Origin of the sequence: Bradyrhizobium japonicum USDA 6 (genome assembly GCF_000284375.1) — a bacterium.
GTDB classification, from domain to species: Bacteria; Pseudomonadota; Alphaproteobacteria; order Rhizobiales; family Xanthobacteraceae; genus Bradyrhizobium; species Bradyrhizobium japonicum.
Genome location: NC_017249.1, coordinates 5,844,765 through 5,863,669, shown reverse-complemented (window position 1 = coordinate 5,863,669; position 18,905 = coordinate 5,844,765). Strand labels below are relative to the sequence as shown.

Here is an 18,905-nt window from a genome sequence, read left to right as displayed (position 1 = left end):
GCGGGCCATCTGTCGCAAATTATATCGTAAGATATGTTTTACAAAAGGACGTACGATATGCACCACGGACGAGACCACAGAGACTTTCACTTCGGGCATTTCGCCCATTTCGTCATGGGCCGGCATGGCGGCGGGCGACGCTTTGGCCGCGGCGGGCATGGCTTCTTCGGGCGCGGCTCGGGCGGCGATTTCCCCGGGGCAAGGCGGCTCTCCTCGCAGGACCTCCAGCTCGTGATCCTGGCGTTGCTCGCCGAAAAGCCGGCTCATGGGTACGAGTTGATCAAGATCATCGAGGAGCGGTCCGACGGCTTCTACACGCCGAGCCCGGGCGTGATTTATCCGGCGCTGACCTATCTCGAAGAAGTCGGCCACAGCAGCGTCGAGCAGGACGGTGGCCGAAAGCTCTACAGCATCACGCCGCAGGGCCAGGCGCATCTCGCCGAGAACCGCGCCACTGCGGATGCAATCCTGCAAGCGCTGTCGCGGATCGGTCGCCGCATGGATGAGGTGCGCGAGGCCTTTGCCGGCGTCAGCGATCTCGATGCCGACGCCTCCGACGAATTGCACCGTGCCCGCCACAACCTCAAGCGCGCGCTGCGTTCCAGGCATGGCAGCGACTCCGCCGAGGCGCGCCGCATCGCTGCGATCCTGGATCGTGCTGCAGCGGAAATCCTCGGTAAATAACTGAGAGGCGAAGCAACACATGAGTGATCGGCCCCACAGCCCGATTCAAGACCCACGCGTCAACGCCGTCCTCGTGCGCCTCCAAGGCGCGCGGCAGCGTCCATCAGGCGGCGGGCCGCGCGGCTCCTTCAACAGCCGTGATCCCCACGCCTATGCCGAGCAGGGCTTTTCGATTCATTCCGAGCAGGGCGAACTGATCTATCTGCTGTGCCGTGGCCTGCGTGCCACGCGCGTGGCCGAGTTCGCCACCTCGGTCGGCATGTCCACGCTCTATTTCGCGGCCGCTATCCGCGACAATGGCGGCGGCACCGTGATCGGCTCGGAGATCGTGCCGGCCAAGGTCGAGACCGCCAAACGCAATCTCGCCGAGGCCGGCCTTGCCGACTATGCCGAGATCCGCGAGGGCGATGCGCGAAAAACCTTGCGCGATCTCGGCGGTCCCGTCGATTTCGTCCTGATCGACGGCTGGCCGGGTGAGAGCGGTCCCTCGCTGGCGCGCGAGGTGATCGGGATCGTCGCGCCGCAGCTGCGCGTCGGCGGCTACGTCATGAACGACAATGCTGAGCCCGACTATCTCGATTTCATCCGCGACCTCAAAAACGGTTTCGTCTCGATGACGCTGCCGCTCAAGGGCGGCACCGAGCTCAGCCTCAAGGTGAGGTAGCGGCGTCGCTTGCGCGATAGGCGTCGGGAACCACGAACACCTCGTCGGCGCGGCCATAACCGCCATCAGGCACTTCCTCGATCAGCACCATCGTGTGCGTCCGCGCCGCTTCGCCGAAATAGTGCGCGAACAGCGCGGTGAGGTTGTGCACGATCTCCGCCTTCTGCGCCCGCGATAAGGCGGCCTGGGGGATCTTGATATTGGCGAAGGGCATGATGGGTCTCTCCATGTGATGGGGTGTGGTTGCTCCTGTTCGAGAATGCCCGATCGCCGCGACCGGATAATCGCGAAAAACTTGTCATCACTTGTCGGCTGTGGTGAACAATCGGCCATGGACCGATTTGACGCCATGCGCCTGTTCGTCCGCCTCGTCGAACGGCAGAGCTTTACGGCTGCGGCTGCCGATCTCGGCATTCCCCGCTCGACGGCGAGCGAGGTTTTGCGCGGGCTCGAGGCGCGGCTGGGCGCACGCCTGCTCGAACGCACGACGCGGCATGTCACGCCGACGCTCGACGGCGAGGACTATTACCGCCGCTGCGTCGCTATCCTCGCGGAGGTCGAGGAAGCCGAAACCACGATGCGCGATGCGCGACCGCGTGGCTTGCTGCGCATCGACGCACATCCCTTGCTGACCCGCACTTTCATCTTGCCGCACCTGCCGGAATTCCTGGCGCGCCATCCGCAGCTCGACTTGCAGATCGGGCAGGGCGACCGGCTGGTCGATCTCGTGCGTGAGGGCATCGATTGCGCGATCCGGTCGGGCGAGCCCGAGGACAGCGGGATGATTTTGAGGCGCCTCGGCACCGTCGAGGAGATCACGGTGGCGAGTCCGGCTTATCTCGCCAGCCACGGCATGCCCGCGACGCCTGATACGCTCGACGGGCATCAGATGGTCGCGTTCATCTCCTCGCGCACCGGCGATGTGCTGCCGCTGGAGTTTTCCGTTGCCGGCGGGCTGCGCAATGTCGTGCTGCCAAGCCGGGTTCGCGTCAACAATTCCGACACCATGGCCGATCTCGCGCGGCTCGGCTTCGGCCTCACGCAGGCGCCCCGCTATCGCTTCGCGGCGGATCTCGCCAGCGGTGCGCTGGTCGAAGTGCTGGCCGGCTATCCGCCGTCGCCGACGCCGCTCTCCGCGCTCTATCCGCAAAATCGACAGCTCGCGCTCCGCCTGCGCGTCTTCCTCGACTGGATATCAGGCATCTTTGCCGAGGCGAAGCTGTAGAGCTTCGTAGCCCGACAGGCAAAAACACACCCGAACAGTCGGTCAATCCGCTCTGCCGGAATTCGGAAACGGCGTCATTGCGAGCGCGGCGGAGCAATCCAGAAATATCCGTGGAAAGATTCTGGATTGCTTTGCGGCGATCGTATTGACGATGTTGGAACAATCGCCCGCCTCTTTGTGAGTTGTGCCTGCGCCACGAGCCGCTACCATGTGACCGCACCCGACCACGGGACGCAGCGAGCGGAGGCGACATGAGCGGGCAGGAACGCAAGGCAAAAGGATCGGACCTGTTTGTCGCGGCGCTGGAGAACGAGGGCGTCGATCGCATCTTCGGTATCCCCGGAGAGGAAAATCTCGACCTCGTCGAATCGCTGCGCACCTCCAAAATCGAGCTGGTCCTGACCCGTCACGAGCAGGCCGCGGCCTTCATGGCCGCCACGCACGGTCGGCTGACCGGCAAGCCGGGAGTGTGTCTCTCGACGCTCGGCCCGGGCGCGCTCAACCTGTCCACGGGCGCCGCCTATGCCCATCTCGGCGCGATGCCGATGATTTTGATCACCGGCCAGAAGCCGATCATGAGCAGCCGGCAGGCGCGCTTCCAGATCGTGGACGTGGTTGCGACCATGAAGCCGCTGACCAAGCTCTCTCGGCAGATCATCAGCGCCTCCAGCATTCCGACCGTGGTGCGCGACGCCTTTCGCGTGGCGATGGAGGAACGGCCGGGGCCGGTGCATCTCGAACTGCCCGAGGACATCGCGGGCGACGAAGTGCCGGCCGTCCCCGTGATCCCGGTCCATCCGATTGAAATTCCGGTCGCCCATCGCGCCGCGCTCGACCGCGCGGCTGAGATGATCCTGGCCGCAAGACGTCCATTGGTGATGATGGGAGCTGCGACCAGCCGGCCGCGCTCGACCCACGGCATCGCCAGTTTCGTGCGGCGAACCGGCATTCCGTTTTTCACGACACAGATGGGGAAGGGCACGGTGCCCGGCGGCACCAATCTCTACATGGGCACGGCGGCGCTATCCGAGCGCGACTACGTCCACGACGCGATCGATGCGGCCGATTTGATCGTGGCGATCGGCCATGACCCGATCGAGAAGCCGCCCTTCATCATGGGGCCGTCGGGACCGAAGGTCATTCACGTCAGCTACACGCCGGCCAGCGTCGAGCTGGTCTATTTTCCCGATGCCGAGGTCGTCGGCGACGTCGGCCCGAGCCTGGAGCTGCTCGCCGACCGGCTCGAAGGCAAGCTGCCGCAGGCGGCGGCGCTGTTGCCGCTGCGCGAGGAGATCCTCACGCACATCGCCGACCGCGCGACCGAGGCGCGCTGGCCGCCGACACCGCAGCGCATCGTGCACGACATTCGCCAGGTGATCCCTGAGAATGGCATCGTCGCGCTCGACAACGGCATGTACAAGATCTGGTTCGCGCGCAACTACCGAACCCGCGTCGCCAACACGCTGCTGCTCGACAATGCGCTGGCGACGATGGGCGCCGGCCTGCCGTCGGCCATGATGGCCGCGATGCTCTATCCCGAGCGCCGCGTGCTCGCAGTCGCCGGCGACGGCGGCTTCATGATGAACAGCCAGGAGATGGAGACCGCCGTCCGCCTCAAGCTCAATTTGGTCGTGTTGGTGCTCGAGGACAACGCCTACGGCATGATCCGCTGGAAGCAGGCCGTCGATCACTTCGCCGATTACGGCATGACCTTTGGCAATCCCGATTTTGTCGTCTATGCGAAGGCCTATGGCGCCAAGGGCCATCGCATCGAGAGCATCGACAGCTTCGGCCGGACGCTCGATGCGGCCTTCAAGGAGGGCGGCGTGCATCTGGTCGTGATCCCGATCGACTATTCGGAGAATGTGCGCGTGCTGGTCGACGAGCTGCGGGCGCATGAGAAGTCGAAGGCGTGAGAACTGCGATCTCGTGCCCCGGACGCAGCGCAGCGCCCCTTCGGCTCTGCGCAGCGACGCCAAGAGCGCTGCAGCGCGTCCGGGACACGAGAGAAGCAACCGTACTTGTGCCGCGCCCCCCGATCCCCGACACTCTCCATCACCCTAACCAACCACAGGAATAAGACATGACTCGCGTTCGCTGTATCACCGAGATGGGCATGGGCGTCGACGTCCACGGCAGGGACGCCACCAAGGCGGCCAAGCGTGCGGTGTCGGATGCCATCAGGCATTCGAGCCTTGGTTTCTTCCGGATGATCGGGAAGACCGCGAACGACATGTTCGTCGATGTCACGATTGCGGTGCCCAACCCTGAGGCGGTGGACAAGGAGGCCGTTGCGAAGGAGCTGCCTTACGGCACGGTGACCGTAACTGCGGTCAAGGGCGGGCTGGAGATTCCCTCGGCCACGGAAGTGGCCAACGATCCCATCCTGATTGCCAATGCGGCGGTGATCGTCAGCTTCGACAAGGACTAGGCCGGTGTCCGACAGCGATTTGGCGTTGCTGGATCATCCGATCTGGAGCGCACTGACGACGAGCCAGAAGCATCTGGCGGAGGGCGGCCCGCGCGCGCGGCGCTATCCCGTGGACATGACGCCGTTTGCCGACATGGTCGACATGTCCGAGGCAAGCTTCGCCGCGCTCGGTGATCTCCTGGCGGGCTCGCAGGTCGCCGCGCTGTTCACGCCGGAACCGGTCGACGTTCCCGCCGGCTTCAAGGTCGTGCTCGCCGAGACCGGCGAGCAGATGATCGGCTCGCCGGCCGACAGTCCGCTTCGCGATGCCGAGATCGTCAAATTGGGCGCGGCTGACGTCGCCGCCATGATGGCGCTGACGGAGCTGACCAAACCCGGTCCATTCGCGTTGCGCACGCATGAGCTCGGCACGTTCCTCGGCATCCGCGTTGGTGGAGAATTGGTCGCGATGACGGGCGAGCGGATGAAGCCGGGAAAATTCGTCGAGATGACGGCCGTCTGCGTGCATCCGGACTATCGCGGGCGCGGCTACGCGCAGGCGCTGCTCGCGGCGGTCGCGCGCCGGATCGAGGCGCGCGGTGAAATTCCGTTCCTGCACGTGTTTTCTCATAACGCCTCGGCGATTGCGCTGTACGAACGGCAGGGCATGGAGATCCGTCGCCGGCTGCACGTCACGGCGCTGATGAAAATTTGAGGGCCGATCGAACGGACTTCATTTCCCGCGAAAGCGCGCTATATCCATCCCAACCATAATTTGGGGGAAACACATGGACGCCAGAACACCTGATTTTTCCGCCGCGCGGACGGCGATGGAGCGCTACGTCGATCAGGAGATCATTCCAGGCGTGTCCTGGGCGGTGCTGCGGGGGCGCGATGTCGTCGATCAGCAATGCGTCGGCTTCGCCGATCGCGAGGCAAAAGCCGCGCTCCGGCCCGACCATATTTTTCGCGCGTTCTCCAATACCAAGATCTTCGTGACGTGCTCGATCATGCTGCTGGTCGAGGAGGGCCGCATCGGGCTTGATGACCCCGTCGAGAAATTCCTGCCGCAACTCGGCAATCGCAAGGTGCTGAAGCAGGGCGCCTCGAGCCTTGCCGATGTCGAACCGGCGAAGAGCCCGATCACGATCCGCCAGCTTCTGACCCACAGCTCGGGCCTCAGCTACGGCATCTTCGATCCCGGCACGGTGCTGTTCAAAGGCTATAACGAGGCGCGCGTGCTCAATCCGTTGACGCCGCTCTCCGACATGATCGACAAGCTCGCCGATCTGCCGCTGTCCTATCACCCCGGCACGGGCTGGGAATATTCGGTGGCGACCGACGTGCTGGGCCGCGTCGTCGAGGTCGTCTCCGGCCATGCGCTCGACACCTTCCTCAAGGCGCGCATCTTCGATCGCCTCGGCATGGTCGATACCGGCTTCTCAGTGCCCGAGGCGCAGCAGGGCAGGCTGGTTGCGCTCTACACCGGCGCCGACGTGCTGGATCCGATGAAGCCGGGCCTGACGCGGGCCGACAATCTGCCTTATCCGCAGGCCTATCGGCGGCCGTTTCCGCGGCTCTCGGGCGGCGGCGGTCTGGTCTCGACCTTGCCCGACATGCTCGCGCTGGTACGCGCGCTGCTCCCCGGTTCGGATGCGCTGCTGAAGCCCGACACGCTGCGGCAGATGATGACGAACCAGTTGCCCGCAGGCCAGACCATCCGATTTGCCAATCTCGGGCCGATCCCCGGCAAGGGCTTCGGCCTCGGCGGCGCCGTCACTTTCGCGCCGATGCCCTTTGATCCCCCGAATTCGACCGGCGAATTCCAGTGGGGTGGGCTTGCCGGCACCCATTGGTGGATTTGTCCGCAGGCCAACACCGCCGGCGTGCTGATGGCACAGCGCCACATGGGCTTCTGGAACCCGTTCTTCTTCGAGTTCAAGCGCCTGGCCTATCAGGCGGTCGGGGGCTGACCGCGAAAAAAGTTCACGCCCCCGCGAATCCTTTTGGGTCTTCGCGTCCTCCTGATGGTCGAGGCATTTTGCTTCGGCTCATTTCGGAGGATGTGATGGCATTCTACAGGAAGAATATCGGCGGTCTGCATCAGGCGGTGCGGGTTGCGTTCGGAATTGCGGTTGCGATTGCCGCATCCGTTTTGCTCACCGGCGTCGCGGCGTGGCTGGTGGCGCTCGGGGGCGCAGGCTTCGCACTGACGGGGCTCGTCGGCTATTGCCCGATGTGCGCGATGGCCGGGATCGGACGGGGAGGCGTGTCGTGAGTGCGGCGGCGATCTCGTCAGGCCTGTTCGAGGCGGCACGGCTCGGCGATCCCCAGGCGATCGCGTCTCTGCTCGAGACGGCGCAGCCGGATATCCGTCGCTACGCACGCGCCACCTGCCGCAGCTCGGCGGATGCCGATGATGCAACCCAGGAGGCGATGTGGATCCTGTTCCGCCATGTCGGCACGATCCGCTCGCTGGTCGCTTTTTCCGCGTGGCTGTTCAGCGTGGTCCGGCGCGAATGTCTGCGGCTCGCGCGCAAGGCGGGCCTCGTCCCATCGATCGACGACGGCGAGGTGGACGCGCAGCTGCTGTCGCGGTCCGAAGCCGATTTGCGGCTTGACGTGGCGGCTGCGTTCGAAGCGTTGCCCGCGCATTACCGCGATGTCGCGCTGATGCGGGATGTCAAGGAAATGACCATCGACGAAATCGCCGCCGCCCTCGGTGCGTCCAGGCAGACCGTGAAGGCGCGCCTGCATCGCGCCCGCGCCCTGATGCGCGAATATTTGACGAGGTGAGACATGACCGATTATCAAACGCCTGACGATCTGAAGTCTGTCCCGGCTTTCGTGGCGCTCGCGCCGGTCGAGGCCAACGCGTTCCTCGCCTTCAACCACGCGGTCGAGCGCAAGGACGGTTTGATCCCGCCGAAATACCGCGAGCTGATCTCGCTCGCGGTGGCACTCACCACGCAATGCGCCTATTGCCTCGACGTGCACACGGCGCAGGCAGCGAAGGCCGGCGCGACGCGGGAGGAAGTCGCCGAAGCCGCGTTGATCGCGGCCGCCGTGCGCGCCGGTGGTACGCTCGGCCATGCGCTGCTGGCGCAACGCTTGTTCGAGCGGCATCACGGCGAGGGAGATGCATAGATGTCTAGTCGACGTCGGGACTTATGATTTGCCAAACTATCTCGGTCTCGATGGATTCCGCTTCGGCTGGGTCGCCGCCTGGATCGACGAGGGCGGCGATCATGGCTTTGATTATTCGCCGGGCCTGACGCGCTTGCTTGCGATGCCGCATGCACGCGCGATGATCGACATGCCGATTGGTTTGAATCCGAGTGGCTATCGTGTGTGCGACCTGCGTGCGCGCGAGCTGGTTGGCCCCGCCGTGTTTCTTGGCGCGCGCCGCGATCTCTGGACATTTCCGGACATGGCGGCAGCCAATCGCCACTATTGGGAGCGCGAAGGCAAGGGCAGGGGCGTGTCGGCGCAGCTCTGGAACATCAGGGACAAGATCAGGGACGTCGACGAGATCATGACGCCGGCGCTGCAGGCGATAATTGGCGAAGCGCATCCGGAATTGATTTTCTGGAATCTGGCAGGGCGAGTTCGTCTCCCGAAGAAGACGTCGGCGCAAGGTCGTGAGCAGCGCATCGCGCTGCTGGCGCAACGCGGCTTCACGCGCCTGGAGACATGGCTGACGCAGCGTCATGGCACCGGCATCGGCCGCGACGATCTCATCGATGCCTGCGCCTGCGCGGTCGCAGCCCGCAACAGCACACAGCGTGTCGGCGGCGAAGAGGTCGATCCGCGCGGTCTGCGGATGGAGATCAATTATTGAGGTTGCGGCGAGGTGCGCCTCGATTCGGGATAAAGTGGCATTTTATTTGAGGCGTGCAGGAACTGTCGATGGTCGGCCCGCGTTCCCCGTTCGAACCGATGACGGAGAAGCTCGTGCGATGAAGGATGCCAGTCAGTTCGCGACCGCGGTGCTCGCGCTCGTTTTCACCGGAGCGCTGCTCGTCACTGGGCAGCTCTTCATCGAGCAACGGGCTCAGCGCGATATCGCGTACGCAGCGAGGCATCTGCTACGGCCCTTGTAGTCCGGCTTCGATGCATGATCACTGCTCGGCCTTGCGCCGTTCGATGGCTCGCCTAGATTAGGCGGCATCTCACGAACGAAGCCGGGGTTCCGATGCCTGATCTGTCCGCCTTTCCCATCACCAAGCGCTGGCCTGCCAGGCATCCGGAGCTGCTTCAGCTCTATTCGCTGCCGACGCCGAATGGCGTCAAGGTGTCGATCATGCTGGAAGAGATCGGTCTGCCTTACGAGGTCCATCTCGTCGACTTCGGCAAGGACGACCAAAAGACGCCGGAATTCCTCTCGCTCAATCCGAACGGCAAGATTCCGGCGATTCTCGATCCCAACGGTCCCGGCGGCCGGCCGCTGCCGCTGTTCGAGTCCGGCGCGATCCTGCAATACCTCGCCGAGAAGACCGGCAAGCTTCTGCCGGAGGATGCCGCGCGCCGCTACCAGGCCATCCAATGGGTGCATTTCCAGATGGGCGGCATCGGGCCGATGTTCGGCCAGGTCGGCTTCTTCCACAAATTCGCCGGCAAGGATTTCGAGGACAAGCGTCCGCTCGACCGCTATGTCGGCGAGTCCAAGCGTCTGCTCGGCGTGATGGAGACGCATCTTTCCGGCCGACAATGGTTCATGGATGACGACTACACCATCGCCGACATCTCCATGCTCGGCTGGGTGCGCAATCTCATCGGCTTCTACGGTGCCGGCGATCTCGTCGAATTCAGCCAGTTCAAGTCGGTCGGTGCCTGGCTCGAACGGGGGCTGGCGCGTCCTGCCGTCGAGCGCGGCCTGAACATTCCGAAGCGGCCGTAAAATCAGGTCAGCGCCTTATGCGTCATGTAGAGCGCCATCACCGAGATGAGGGCGATCATGCCCCTGTGCAGCGCCGCTTTGCTGACGCCGTTGGCCGCGCGTGCGCCGAGATCGGTGCCGATCCAGAGGCCGGCGAGAATCCCGACGATGGCCGGCCAGCCGACCATGAGCCCCTTGCTCCAGTAGATCCAGGCCGCCGGAATGTTGGTCGGGATGACCGAGAAGATGAGGCTGACGAGTTGCGCCTGGTGCTGCGGGACGCGTAGGCCCGCGGCGAGGCCGACGGTGATCGCGAGCCCGCCGCCGATGCCCATGAAGCCGGAGGAAAATCCGGCAAGCGCGCCGATGAGGAGCAGGGGAAGCCAAGGCAGTTCGTCTCGGTCGACGGCCGCGTGGCTGCCTTCCTTGCGGTCGCGGCGCAGGATCAGAAGGGCGATCAGCGCGACGAGATAGACGACGTAGGTCCATTGCAGCACCGAGTCGGAGACCGCCGCCGCGGCGTAGCCGCCGCCCGCACCGCCGACGAGAAATCCGAGGCCGATCCAGGCGATCCATTGCAACGGGCTGCGATTTCCGCTCTGCCAGTAGCGGCGCACGCCGGCGAGGCCAGTGGGCGGGACCTGCGTGATCAGCGACGTCCCCTGGGCGACATGCTGCTCCGCGCCGAGCAGCAGCACGGTGAAGATGACAAGCCCGCCGCCCGGGCTCGTTCCCATGAAGCCCGATGTCAGCCCGCCGACGAGACCGACGCCGATGCCTGCGAGCAGATCGTGAATCCAGGACATCGCTTACGTCCTGGTCCGTCGCTTGATGTCAGGTCTGGTCGTGCGAAATCCCTCGATCACACCGCCGACGGCCATCATGCAGGCCTCGATGTCAAAATCCTCGCCCCAGCATTTCTGGAGCACGAAGCCCTGGAAGATCGCGATGAGCACGCGCGCGATCGCATCGGCGTCGAGGTCGCGCTTGATCAGGCCGTCATGCTGGCCGCGCTCGACCAGCGCCACGATCAGCGCGCGCGGCATGTCGATGCCTTCGACGACGCTGGTGCGGACGCGGCGGTTGCGCAGGGCCTCCGCCCAGCCATGGATGCCGACGCGACGCCGTGCTTCGCCGGCGGGATCGGTGAGCCATCGCGCGTAGACGCGGATCAGCGCGTGGAGTCCTTCGATCGGATCGCCCGATCCCTGCGCCACCGAGTTGAGCACGGCCTCGCGACGGTGTCTGTCGTCGGCGAGCGCCTCGATCAAATCGTCCTTGCCCTGGAAATAGAGATAGACCGCGCCGTGGCTCAAGCCCGACCGTTTGACGATGTCGGCCATGCCGGTCTGGTGAAAGCCTTGCTCGGCGAAGCAGGCAAGCGCCGCTTCGAGGATCTGCTGCCGCCTTCCTTCGCGTTGCTTGTCGCTGATCTTGGGCATTTTGGCAGTCCATAAATAACTGACAGATCGGTCGTTTTGATCGCTTGCCTGATGCGGCTCCTACGAAACCAGGCATTAATAAAAAACGATCGATCAGTCATTTTTATTATCAAAGGCCATCTTGGTCAAGTCCTGACTGGCCGGGAACAGGAGGATCAAACCGCTGCTGGGGGCTGTGGCGGAGGTGGCGGCGGCCCGGCCCGCGATCGCGCGGCTAGAACAGCCGTCCGCCGTTCGGCACAGGCTTGCTCGGCTGCACCAGCACCACCTTGCCCTCGGCATCGGGGAAGCCGAGCGTCAACACCTCCGAGACGACCGGGCCGATCTGGCGCGGCGGGAAGTTCACGACGGCTGCGACCTGCTGCCCCACCAGCGTCTCGAGCGGATGATTTTCGGTGATCTGGGCCGAGCTCTTGCGTACGCCGATCGCGGGACCGAAGTCGATCCACAGCCGCCAGGCCGGCTTGCGCGCCTCCGGGAACGGTTTTGCATCGACGATGGTGCCGACGCGGATGTCGACCACCAGGAAGGTGTTGAAGTCGATGGTTGGCGACGCGGTCGCGGCGGGATCGTGAGTGACGTGCATTGATGCATCCGTTCGGAAAGCGAGGTTCGTTCGCAATGTTGTCGCGCGAACCGGAGTTTCGTACAACGCTGCAGTCACCCAACGACGCATGCGCGAGGAAGGTCTTGCCCAACATCATCTACGGCATCAAGAACTGCGACACCATGAAGAAGGCGCGCGCCTGGCTCGACACCCATGGCGTCGCGTACGAGTTCCACGACTACAAGGCGGCGGGCGTCGAGAAGGACAAGCTCAAGCAGTGGAGCGACAAGGCTGGCTGGGAGACGCTGCTCAATCGCGCCGGCACGACCTTCAAGAAGCTGCCGGATTCCGACAAGGAAGGCCTTACCGAGAAGAAGGCGCTGGCGCTGATGCTAGCGCAACCATCGATGATCAAGCGGCCGGTGCTCGAAGTCGGCGGCAAGCTTCTGGTCGGCTTCAAGCCGGACATCTATGCCAAGGAAGTCAAGGCCAAGTAGGTCGACGCCAGATCGCGCTGGCCGCTAATTCAGCTCGACGATCTCGGTGGTGACGCCGGGCTGATCGGCGAACTCGACGACGTCGGCCGCAGCGATCCGGCCGGGAGCGCGATGGAAGAGATCGCGGTCGATCACCGCGCGCAGTTTTGGGCGCGGCAGCGCGTCATTTCCGCGCATCAGATTCTTGATCTCGAAGCCGCCGTCTTCGCAGAATGTCTTGAGCGAGGCGATGACGTGGCAGACCTTGCCGTCGGTCTGGAACGGCAGCAGCAGCCGTTCATAGGCAACCACGCGGCCGTAGATGTCGTCGACGTCGGCCACGCTGTAGACCGGAAGGCCGCGTGCCACGCATTCATGATAGATCGGCATCACGAAGGGTGCGAGGCGCGGCCCGATATAGTCGTCGAGCAGAACGCCCTTGCCGGTATGTCCATAGGCACGCGAGATGCGCGTGCCTTCGCTCTGGATGATGAGGCGCGGCGTCGGCGCCGAAATGTCCACGGTATAATAGATTAGATCGGACAGCTCTTCCTCGAGCCGCGCGGGCTGATACTCCCAGATCGCCGGCACCGTCTGCCCGCGCGCATAAAGTCGCAGCCACGTGTTCAGGAGATCACGCTGCCTGATCGACTTGACGACAGAAGGAGCGGCGCTTGCAAAATCCAAGGCAATTTCCAAGACAATATTCCCGACGCATAAAACCCGCGCATGATCCATGCGGCGGGAAAATTTTCTATGAAGGCTGGCGCGCGGGATGAAAGACCGTTAACGACGGCTTGATGACCGGTGCCTTGCGAACCGGGAGGCCGGGCAGGCGACATCAAACGCGTCCGACTAAGGGAGCATAAGTCTCCCGGCCGGAGACCTGATCTGCTCAGCTTTCCACCTTGCCTAACCCCCGTCACCTCCGGCATATTCCGCGCCCGGAGGCGACGTTCCGGGACAGGCTCCAAGGCCCCCGGAAAGCCGAAGTAACCAAGGACAGCCACGCGTATTGTGCGGGCAGGGGGAAATCTGTTTGGCCGATGAGTTCATTCTCGAAACGGAAGGCTTGACCAAGGAGTTCGCGGGCTTCTTCGCCGTCCGCGACGTTGCGCTCAAGGTTCGCCGTGGGAGCATTCACGCGTTGATCGGCCCGAACGGGGCGGGCAAGACGACGTGCTTCAATCTTTTGACCAAGTTCCTCAAACCGTCCGCCGGCAAGATTCTGTACAAGGGACAGGACATCACCGCGATGGCGCCGGCCGACGTGGCACGCCTGGGACTGGTGCGGTCATTCCAGATCTCGGCGGTATTTCCGCATCTCACCGCGCTTGAGAACGTTCGTGTCGCGCTTCAACGCCAGCACGGCAGTTCCTTCGATTTCTGGCGCTCCAAGTCCGTGCTCAACCGCTTCAACGATCGCGCGCGTGAACTGTTGAACGATGTCGGCCTCAGCGAGTTTGCCAATACGCCCGCGGTCGAGATGCCCTATGGACGCAAGCGCGCACTGGAGATCGCAACCACGCTCGCGCTCGACCCGGAGATGATGCTGCTGGACGAGCCGATGGCGGGCATGGGCCACGAGGACATCGACAAGATCGCGGCGCTGATCAAGCGCATCTCGGCGAAATATACCATCCTGATGGTCGAGCATAATCTGAGCGTCGTCGCCAATCTCTCCGACATCATCACCGTGCTGACCCGTGGGCAGGTGCTGGCGCAAGGCCACTACAGCGAACTCACCAAGGACGAGCGCGTCAAGGAAGCCTATCTGGGAGCCGGTCATGCCTGAGACTGCAACCGCGGACGCTCCCGCAAAAGCCGCAACCGGGGGCAACATCCTCCAGGTCCGCAACCTGGAAGCATGGTATGGCGAGTCCCACATCCTGCACGGGATCAATTTCGACGTGAACGCGGGCGAGGTCGTCACGCTGCTCGGCCGCAACGGCGCCGGCAAGACGACAACGCTGAAGTCGATCATGGGCATCATCGGCAAGCGGACCGGCTCGGTGAAGTTCAACAATCAGGACATCATCCGCGCGACCTCCGACAAGATCGCGCGGATGGGCATCGCGTTCTGCCCGGAGGAACGCGGCATTTTCTCCAGTCTCGATGTGCGGGAGAATTTGTTGCTGCCGCCGGTGGTTCGCCCGGGCGGATTGCCGCTCGAGCAGATCTTCGATCTGTTTCCGAATCTGAAGGAACGTCTCAACAGCCAGGGCACCAAGCTGTCCGGCGGTGAGCAGCAGATGCTCGCGATCGCGCGCATCCTGCGCACCGGCGCGAGCTTCCTGATGCTGGACGAGCCGACCGAAGGTCTTGCGCCTGTCATCATCCAGCAGATCGGCCACACCATTGCGCGGCTCAAGAAGGAGGGTTTTACCATTCTCCTGGTCGAGCAGAACTTCCGGTTCGCATCCACCGTCGCCGACCGCTATTACGTGGTCGAGCATGGCAAGATCATTGACGGATTTTCCAATTCGGAGCTTGCCGCCAACATGGACAAGCTCCACACCTATCTCGGCGTCTAGAACGGCCAAGCTCAAACGGCCAACAGAAAATTCACAAGGGAAGTAGCATGAAGACAAAGTCGATTGCGTCGTTTCTGCTCGGCACGGCGCTGGCCGTGACCACCGCCGGCGTAGCCTTCGCGCAGGACAAGACCGTCAAGATCGGCGCGCTGTCCGATCAGTCCGGCCTCTATGCCGACCTCGGCGGTCCCGGCTCGACGCTCGCCGCCCAGATGGCCGTGGAAGATTCCGGCCTCGCCGCGAAGGGCTGGAAGATCGACATCATCTCCGGCGATCACCAGAACAAGCCCGACATCGGCACCGCGATCGCGCGGCAGTGGTTCGACGTCGACAAGGTCGACATCATCGTCGACGTGCCGAACTCCGGCGTGGCGCTCGCCGTCAACAACGTCATCAAGGAAAAGAACGGCGTCTACATCAATTCGGGCGCCGCGACCTCGGATCTCACCAACGCGCAGTGCTCGCCCAACACGGTGCACTGGACCTACGACACCTACATGCTGGCCCACACCACGGGGCAGGCGCTGGTGAAGGCCGGTGGCGACAGCTGGTTCTTCCTGACCGCGGACTACGCCTTCGGTGCGGCGCTCGAGCGCGACACCACGGCCGTGGTCACCGCCAACGGCGGCAAGGTCGTCGGCGGCGTCAAGCATCCGCTCAACACGCCGGACTTCTCCTCGTTCCTGCTGCAGGCCCAAGCCTCCAAGGCCAAGATCATCGGCCTCGCCAACGCCGGCGGCGACACCACCAACTCGATCAAGCAGGCGGCCGAGTTCGGCATCGTCAAGGGCGGCCAGAAGCTTGCGGCGTTGCTGCTGTTCCTCACCGACGTCAAGGCGATCGGGCTTGAGACCGCGCAGGGCCTCAACTTCACCGAGACCTTCTACTGGGACATGAACGACCAGACCCGGGCGTTCTCCAAGCGCTTCGCCGCGAAGATGAAGAACAATGCCCCGCCCACCATGGTGCAGGCCGGCGTCTATGCGGGCGTACGTCACTATCTCAAGACGCTGGAAATGCTCGGCGGCAATCCCCATGACGGCGTCAAGGTCGTCGAGAAGATGAAGTCGATTCCGACCGAGGACGATCTGTTCGGCAAGGGCGAGATCCAGCCGAACGGCCGGACCATCCACAGCGCCTACCTGTTCGAGGTGAAGAAGCCATCGGAGTCCAAGGGGCCGTGGGACTTCTACAAGCTGGTCGGCACCGTGCCGGGCGACCAGGCTTTCACGCCGCTGTCCGAAAGCAAGTGCGCGCTCTTGAAGAAGTAAGATAACCGCCCGCAGGCCATCAGGCCTGCGGGCGACTCTCAGGCAACGCCGAAGGGACCGGGTGCGGGATCGATGCAGGCTCTTTACGCTCAGCTACTGGTGGGATTGATCAACGGCTCGTTCTACGCGCTGCTCAGTCTCGGGCTTGCCGTGATCTTCGGCATGCTCAACATCATCAATTTCGCGCACGGCGCGCTCTACATGATGGGCGCGTTCGTCGCCTATTTCCTGCTGAATCTCGGCGGCATCAATTACTGGTGGGCGCTACTATTGGCGCCTGTAATCGTCGGCATCTTCGGCATGATCCTGGAACGGACCATGCTGCAATGGCTGACGGGCCTCGACCACCTCTACGGTCTGCTCCTGACCTTCGGCATCGCGCTGATCGTGCAGGGCGTGTTCCAGAACTATTTCGGCTCCTCCGGTCTGCCTTACGCCATTCCGGACCAGCTCAAGGGCGGCATGAATCTCGGCTTCATGTTCCTGCCGATCTATCGCGGCTGGGTCGTCATCTTCTCGCTGGTGGTATGTATCGCCACCTGGTTCCTGATCGAGAAGACCCGGCTCGGTGCCTACCTGCGCGCCGCCACTGAGAATCCGACACTGGTCCGCGCCTTCGGCATCAACGTGCCGCGCATGATCACGCTGACCTACGGTCTCGGCGTCGGCCTTGCCGCGCTTGCCGGCGTGCTCTCGGCACCGATCAACCAAGTGCGGCCGTTGATGGGCGCCGACCTCATCATCGTCGTGTTCGCGGTGGTCGTGATCGGCGGCATGGGATCGATCATGGGCTCCATCATCACCGGCTTTGCGCTCGGTGTGATCGAGGGCCTGACCAAGTATTTCTACCCCGAGGCCTCCAACACCGTCGTGTTCGTGCTGATGGTGCTGGTGCTCTTGGTGAAGCCAACGGGATTGACGGGAAGGGCGGCCTGATATGACAGCCTTGACGGACGACACGCTGCCGGTGACCCCGCGCGCCATTCGAGACGAGATGATCGTATTCGTCGTGATGGCACTGCTGCTGGCCGCAGTGCCATTCAGCGGCATCTACCCGTTCTTCGTGATGCAGGCGCTGTGCTTCGCGCTGCTTGCCTGTGCTTTCAACCTCCTGATCGGCTATGGCGGCTTGCTGTCGTTCGGCCACGCGATGTTCCTCGGCACGGCGGGCTATTGCAGCGCGCATGCGCTGAAGGTGTGGGCGCTGCCGCCGGAGCTCGGCATCCTCGTCGGTATCGTCGCGGCTTTCGGCCTCTCGCTCATCACCGGCTACATCTCGATCCGCCGCCAGGGCATCTACTTCTCGATGATCACGCTGGCGCTGTCGCAGCTGCTTTACTTCATCTACCTCCAGGCGCCGTTCACCCATGGTGAGGACGGCATCCAGGGCATTCCGCAGGGGCGCATGTTCGGCGTGTTCGATCTCTCGAAGCCGACGGTGCTTTATTATGTCGTGCTGGTCGGCTTCCTCGCCGGCTTCCTGCTGATCTACCGCATCATCAACTCGCCGTTCGGCGAGGTGCTGAAGGCGATCCGCGAGAACGAGCCGCGCGCGATCTCGCTCGGTTACCGGACCGACCAGTACAAGTTCCTGGCGTTCGTCCTGTCGGGCACGCTGGCCGGCTTTGCCGGTTCGCTGAAAGTGTTCGTGGCGCAGAACGCCTCGCTCACCGATGTGCACTGGTCGATGTCGGGCGAGGTCGTGCTGATGACGCTGGTCGGCGGTCTTGGCACCATTTTCGGTCCCGTGGTCGGCGCCTTCGCGATCATCGCCATGCAGCAATATCTGGCCGGCTTCGGCCAGTGGGTGACGGTGATCCAGGGCTCGATCTTCGTGATCTGCGTGCTCACCTTCCGTCGCGGCGTCATCGGCGAAATCGCCCATTACTTGCGGCGATCGCTCTAAATCATTGATATCGCGCCAATTTCATTGATGCGCGAATCCGGTGGATGATCCGACTCCGCGGGCGTGAGATGACACGCGCGCGGAGCGGAAATGGTCTATGACAGTTTTGTGACGGCCAGTTCGGGCCGGGCCATTTCCAACCGGTAGCCTATCCCCATGATGCGATGGTTTCGCGCTTTCCTTCCCAAGGAAGAACGGTTCTTCGACCTGTTCGACCGCCATGCACAGACCGTGATCCAGGGCTCGATCGCGCTCCAGGGCATGCTCAACGGAGGCGAGGAGACGCCGGTCTACTGCCAGCGCGTCAACCAGTTCGAGAACGACGCCGACAACATCACCCGTGAGGTGCTGACGGCGGTGCGCCGCACCTTCATCACGCCGTTCGACCGCGGCGACATCAAGAACCTGATCACCTCGATGGACGATGCCATCGACCAGATGCAGCAGACGGCCAAGGCCGTGATGCTGTTCGAGGTCCGCACCTTCGAGCCGCCGATGCGGGAGATTGGCGGGCTCCTGATCGAATGCGCCAATCTCGTGGGGCGCGCGTTGCCGCTGATGCAGTCGATCGGTCCGAACGTCGCGATGCTGACCGCGATCACGGAAGAGCTGGGCAAGCTGGAGGGCCGGGTCGACGATCTCCATGACATCGGGCTGAAGGAGCTGTTTCTCAAGCACCGTGATGGCAGCGCGATGGATTTCATCGTCGGCGTCGAGATCTATGACCATCTCGAAAAGGTGGCCGACCGTTTCGACGACGTCGCGAACGAGATCAACAGCATCGTCATCGAGCAGGTTTAGCGCATGATCCGGAAAAGTGTGCAGCGGTTTTCCGCTCAGATCATGCGCAAAGCTTAGGGCAGGGGT

At 63.4% G+C, this 18,905-nt stretch carries 25 protein-coding genes; 20 read left to right on the top strand and 5 right to left on the bottom strand.

The annotated features are described in order from the left end of the window. The first annotated feature begins 57 nt into the window (after positions 1-57). Positions 58-684 carry a PadR family transcriptional regulator gene (locus BJ6T_RS27855; protein WP_014495869.1) on the top strand — a complete coding sequence of 209 codons (627 nt, stop codon included), beginning with the start codon at positions 58-60 and terminating at the stop codon, positions 682-684. A gap of 19 nt (positions 685-703) precedes the next feature. Further along, positions 704-1,348 (top strand): O-methyltransferase, encoded by a 645-nt coding sequence (locus BJ6T_RS27850; protein ID WP_014495868.1) that lies wholly within the window; start codon positions 704-706, stop codon positions 1,346-1,348. Here BJ6T_RS27850 and BJ6T_RS27845 read toward each other — a convergent pair. Then, positions 1,335-1,562, bottom strand: a complete 228-nt coding sequence (locus BJ6T_RS27845) for a tautomerase family protein (RefSeq protein WP_014495867.1) — start codon at positions 1,560-1,562, stop codon at positions 1,335-1,337. The genes BJ6T_RS27850 and BJ6T_RS27845 overlap by 14 nt on opposite strands. A gap of 117 nt (positions 1,563-1,679) precedes the next feature. Between BJ6T_RS27845 and BJ6T_RS27840 the strand changes: the two genes are divergently transcribed. The 11 genes from BJ6T_RS27840 to BJ6T_RS27795 all read left to right on the top strand — a co-directional run bounded on the left by BJ6T_RS27840 (position 1,680) and on the right by BJ6T_RS27795 (position 9,883). Then, positions 1,680-2,573, top strand: coding sequence for a LysR family transcriptional regulator (locus BJ6T_RS27840; protein WP_028157615.1), 894 nt, complete (start codon positions 1,680-1,682; stop codon positions 2,571-2,573). 251 nt (positions 2,574-2,824) lie between these two features. Beyond that, positions 2,825-4,489 (top strand): acetolactate synthase large subunit, encoded by a 1,665-nt coding sequence (locus tag BJ6T_RS27835; RefSeq protein ID WP_014495865.1) that lies wholly within the window; start codon positions 2,825-2,827, stop codon positions 4,487-4,489. Positions 4,490-4,656: 167 nt separating this feature from the next. Continuing rightward, positions 4,657-5,004: a Lin0512 family protein gene (locus BJ6T_RS27830; RefSeq protein WP_014495864.1), complete on the top strand. Its 348-nt coding sequence runs from the start codon at positions 4,657-4,659 to the stop codon at positions 5,002-5,004. Between the two features lie 4 nt (positions 5,005-5,008). Beyond that, complete coding sequence (locus tag BJ6T_RS27825) at positions 5,009-5,698, top strand: GNAT family N-acetyltransferase (RefSeq protein ID WP_014495863.1); 690 nt, start codon at positions 5,009-5,011, stop codon at positions 5,696-5,698. A gap of 73 nt (positions 5,699-5,771) precedes the next feature. Then, the gene (locus tag BJ6T_RS27820) at positions 5,772-6,956 is read left to right on the top strand and encodes a serine hydrolase domain-containing protein (RefSeq protein WP_014495862.1); all 1,185 of its coding nucleotides are present in this window, start codon (positions 5,772-5,774) and stop codon (positions 6,954-6,956) included. Between the two features lie 95 nt (positions 6,957-7,051). Then, positions 7,052-7,261 (top strand): YgaP family membrane protein, encoded by a 210-nt coding sequence (locus BJ6T_RS27815; protein WP_014495861.1) that lies wholly within the window; start codon positions 7,052-7,054, stop codon positions 7,259-7,261. Further along, entirely contained in the window at positions 7,258-7,779 is a 522-nt protein-coding gene (locus BJ6T_RS27810) for an RNA polymerase sigma factor (RefSeq protein ID WP_014495860.1), read from the top strand. Before BJ6T_RS27815 ends, BJ6T_RS27810 begins: the two co-directional genes overlap by 4 nt. Before the next feature lie 3 nt (positions 7,780-7,782). Next, complete coding sequence (locus tag BJ6T_RS27805) at positions 7,783-8,130, top strand: carboxymuconolactone decarboxylase family protein (RefSeq protein ID WP_014495859.1); 348 nt, start codon at positions 7,783-7,785, stop codon at positions 8,128-8,130. Positions 8,131-8,158: 28 nt separating this feature from the next. Continuing rightward, the gene (locus BJ6T_RS27800) at positions 8,159-8,824 is read left to right on the top strand and encodes a DUF429 domain-containing protein (protein WP_028169589.1); all 666 of its coding nucleotides are present in this window, start codon (positions 8,159-8,161) and stop codon (positions 8,822-8,824) included. A gap of 118 nt (positions 8,825-8,942) precedes the next feature. After that, on the top strand, positions 8,943-9,086 hold the full coding sequence (locus BJ6T_RS47500; protein ID WP_167541705.1) for a hypothetical protein: 144 nt from the start codon (positions 8,943-8,945) through the stop codon (positions 9,084-9,086). A 92-nt stretch (positions 9,087-9,178) separates the two neighbouring features. Next, positions 9,179-9,883, top strand: coding sequence for a glutathione S-transferase family protein (locus tag BJ6T_RS27795; RefSeq protein WP_014495856.1), 705 nt, complete (start codon positions 9,179-9,181; stop codon positions 9,881-9,883). Between the two features lie 2 nt (positions 9,884-9,885). Here the strand turns inward: BJ6T_RS27795 and BJ6T_RS27790 are convergent, their stop codons facing one another. The 3 genes from BJ6T_RS27790 to BJ6T_RS27780 all read right to left on the bottom strand — a co-directional run bounded on the left by BJ6T_RS27790 (position 9,886) and on the right by BJ6T_RS27780 (position 11,890). Beyond that, the gene (locus BJ6T_RS27790) at positions 9,886-10,668 is read right to left on the bottom strand and encodes a sulfite exporter TauE/SafE family protein (RefSeq protein WP_014495855.1); all 783 of its coding nucleotides are present in this window, start codon (positions 10,666-10,668) and stop codon (positions 9,886-9,888) included. Positions 10,669-10,671: 3 nt separating this feature from the next. Next, complete coding sequence (locus BJ6T_RS27785; protein ID WP_014495854.1) at positions 10,672-11,304, bottom strand: TetR/AcrR family transcriptional regulator; 633 nt, start codon at positions 11,302-11,304, stop codon at positions 10,672-10,674. Positions 11,305-11,518: 214 nt separating this feature from the next. After that, positions 11,519-11,890: a tRNA-binding protein gene (locus BJ6T_RS27780; protein ID WP_014495853.1), complete on the bottom strand. Its 372-nt coding sequence runs from the start codon at positions 11,888-11,890 to the stop codon at positions 11,519-11,521. A 104-nt stretch (positions 11,891-11,994) separates the two neighbouring features. On the opposite strand from BJ6T_RS27780, the gene BJ6T_RS27775 reads away from it, so the two are divergent. Beyond that, positions 11,995-12,348: an ArsC family reductase gene (locus BJ6T_RS27775; RefSeq protein ID WP_014495852.1), complete on the top strand. Its 354-nt coding sequence runs from the start codon at positions 11,995-11,997 to the stop codon at positions 12,346-12,348. 24 nt (positions 12,349-12,372) lie between these two features. Here the strand turns inward: BJ6T_RS27775 and BJ6T_RS27770 are convergent, their stop codons facing one another. Further along, complete coding sequence (locus BJ6T_RS27770) at positions 12,373-13,065, bottom strand: PAS domain-containing protein (protein WP_043900252.1); 693 nt, start codon at positions 13,063-13,065, stop codon at positions 12,373-12,375. Between the two features lie 301 nt (positions 13,066-13,366). On the opposite strand from BJ6T_RS27770, the gene BJ6T_RS27765 reads away from it, so the two are divergent. The 6 genes from BJ6T_RS27765 (at position 13,367) to BJ6T_RS27740 (ending at position 18,839) form a co-directional block, all read left to right on the top strand. Further along, positions 13,367-14,122, top strand: coding sequence for an ABC transporter ATP-binding protein (locus BJ6T_RS27765; RefSeq protein WP_014495850.1), 756 nt, complete (start codon positions 13,367-13,369; stop codon positions 14,120-14,122). Next, positions 14,115-14,861 (top strand): ABC transporter ATP-binding protein, encoded by a 747-nt coding sequence (locus BJ6T_RS27760; RefSeq protein ID WP_014495849.1) that lies wholly within the window; start codon positions 14,115-14,117, stop codon positions 14,859-14,861. Before BJ6T_RS27765 ends, BJ6T_RS27760 begins: the two co-directional genes overlap by 8 nt. Before the next feature lie 47 nt (positions 14,862-14,908). Continuing rightward, positions 14,909-16,132, top strand: a complete 1,224-nt coding sequence (locus tag BJ6T_RS27755; RefSeq protein WP_014495848.1) for an ABC transporter substrate-binding protein — start codon at positions 14,909-14,911, stop codon at positions 16,130-16,132. A 72-nt stretch (positions 16,133-16,204) separates the two neighbouring features. Beyond that, positions 16,205-17,068 carry a branched-chain amino acid ABC transporter permease gene (locus tag BJ6T_RS27750; RefSeq protein ID WP_014495847.1) on the top strand — a complete coding sequence of 288 codons (864 nt, stop codon included), beginning with the start codon at positions 16,205-16,207 and terminating at the stop codon, positions 17,066-17,068. Position 17,069: 1 nt separating this feature from the next. Further along, the gene (locus BJ6T_RS27745; protein ID WP_014495846.1) at positions 17,070-18,038 is read left to right on the top strand and encodes a branched-chain amino acid ABC transporter permease; all 969 of its coding nucleotides are present in this window, start codon (positions 17,070-17,072) and stop codon (positions 18,036-18,038) included. A 156-nt stretch (positions 18,039-18,194) separates the two neighbouring features. Further along, complete coding sequence (locus BJ6T_RS27740) at positions 18,195-18,839, top strand: DUF47 domain-containing protein (RefSeq protein WP_014495845.1); 645 nt, start codon at positions 18,195-18,197, stop codon at positions 18,837-18,839. Positions 18,840-18,905 lie beyond the last annotated feature (66 nt).

What these genes read in the sequence shown, in the direction of transcription:
- BJ6T_RS27785 (WP_014495854.1), bottom strand. Translation starts at nt 11,304, where the DNA reads ATGCCCAAGATCAGCGACAAGCAACGCGAAGGAAGGCGGCAGCAGATC.
- BJ6T_RS27845 (WP_014495867.1), bottom strand. Translation starts at nt 1,562, where the DNA reads ATGCCCTTCGCCAATATCAAGATCCCCCAGGCCGCCTTATCGCGGGCG.
- BJ6T_RS27835 (WP_014495865.1), top strand. Translation starts at nt 2,825, where the DNA reads ATGAGCGGGCAGGAACGCAAGGCAAAAGGATCGGACCTGTTTGTCGCG.
- BJ6T_RS27780 (WP_014495853.1), bottom strand. Translation starts at nt 11,890, where the DNA reads ATGCACGTCACTCACGATCCCGCCGCGACCGCGTCGCCAACCATCGAC.
- BJ6T_RS27770 (WP_043900252.1), bottom strand. Translation starts at nt 13,065, where the DNA reads ATGGATCATGCGCGGGTTTTATGCGTCGGGAATATTGTCTTGGAAATT.
- BJ6T_RS47500 (WP_167541705.1), top strand. Translation starts at nt 8,943, where the DNA reads ATGAAGGATGCCAGTCAGTTCGCGACCGCGGTGCTCGCGCTCGTTTTC.
- BJ6T_RS27850 (WP_014495868.1), top strand. Translation starts at nt 704, where the DNA reads ATGAGTGATCGGCCCCACAGCCCGATTCAAGACCCACGCGTCAACGCC.
- BJ6T_RS27740 (WP_014495845.1), top strand. Translation starts at nt 18,195, where the DNA reads ATGATGCGATGGTTTCGCGCTTTCCTTCCCAAGGAAGAACGGTTCTTC.
- BJ6T_RS27760 (WP_014495849.1), top strand. Translation starts at nt 14,115, where the DNA reads ATGCCTGAGACTGCAACCGCGGACGCTCCCGCAAAAGCCGCAACCGGG.
- BJ6T_RS27820 (WP_014495862.1), top strand. Translation starts at nt 5,772, where the DNA reads ATGGACGCCAGAACACCTGATTTTTCCGCCGCGCGGACGGCGATGGAG.
- BJ6T_RS27745 (WP_014495846.1), top strand. Translation starts at nt 17,070, where the DNA reads ATGACAGCCTTGACGGACGACACGCTGCCGGTGACCCCGCGCGCCATT.
- BJ6T_RS27790 (WP_014495855.1), bottom strand. Translation starts at nt 10,668, where the DNA reads ATGTCCTGGATTCACGATCTGCTCGCAGGCATCGGCGTCGGTCTCGTC.
- BJ6T_RS27755 (WP_014495848.1), top strand. Translation starts at nt 14,909, where the DNA reads ATGAAGACAAAGTCGATTGCGTCGTTTCTGCTCGGCACGGCGCTGGCC.
- BJ6T_RS27855 (WP_014495869.1), top strand. Translation starts at nt 58, where the DNA reads ATGCACCACGGACGAGACCACAGAGACTTTCACTTCGGGCATTTCGCC.
- BJ6T_RS27795 (WP_014495856.1), top strand. Translation starts at nt 9,179, where the DNA reads ATGCCTGATCTGTCCGCCTTTCCCATCACCAAGCGCTGGCCTGCCAGG.
- BJ6T_RS27750 (WP_014495847.1), top strand. Translation starts at nt 16,205, where the DNA reads ATGCAGGCTCTTTACGCTCAGCTACTGGTGGGATTGATCAACGGCTCG.
- BJ6T_RS27830 (WP_014495864.1), top strand. Translation starts at nt 4,657, where the DNA reads ATGACTCGCGTTCGCTGTATCACCGAGATGGGCATGGGCGTCGACGTC.
- BJ6T_RS27815 (WP_014495861.1), top strand. Translation starts at nt 7,052, where the DNA reads ATGGCATTCTACAGGAAGAATATCGGCGGTCTGCATCAGGCGGTGCGG.
- BJ6T_RS27805 (WP_014495859.1), top strand. Translation starts at nt 7,783, where the DNA reads ATGACCGATTATCAAACGCCTGACGATCTGAAGTCTGTCCCGGCTTTC.
- BJ6T_RS27840 (WP_028157615.1), top strand. Translation starts at nt 1,680, where the DNA reads ATGGACCGATTTGACGCCATGCGCCTGTTCGTCCGCCTCGTCGAACGG.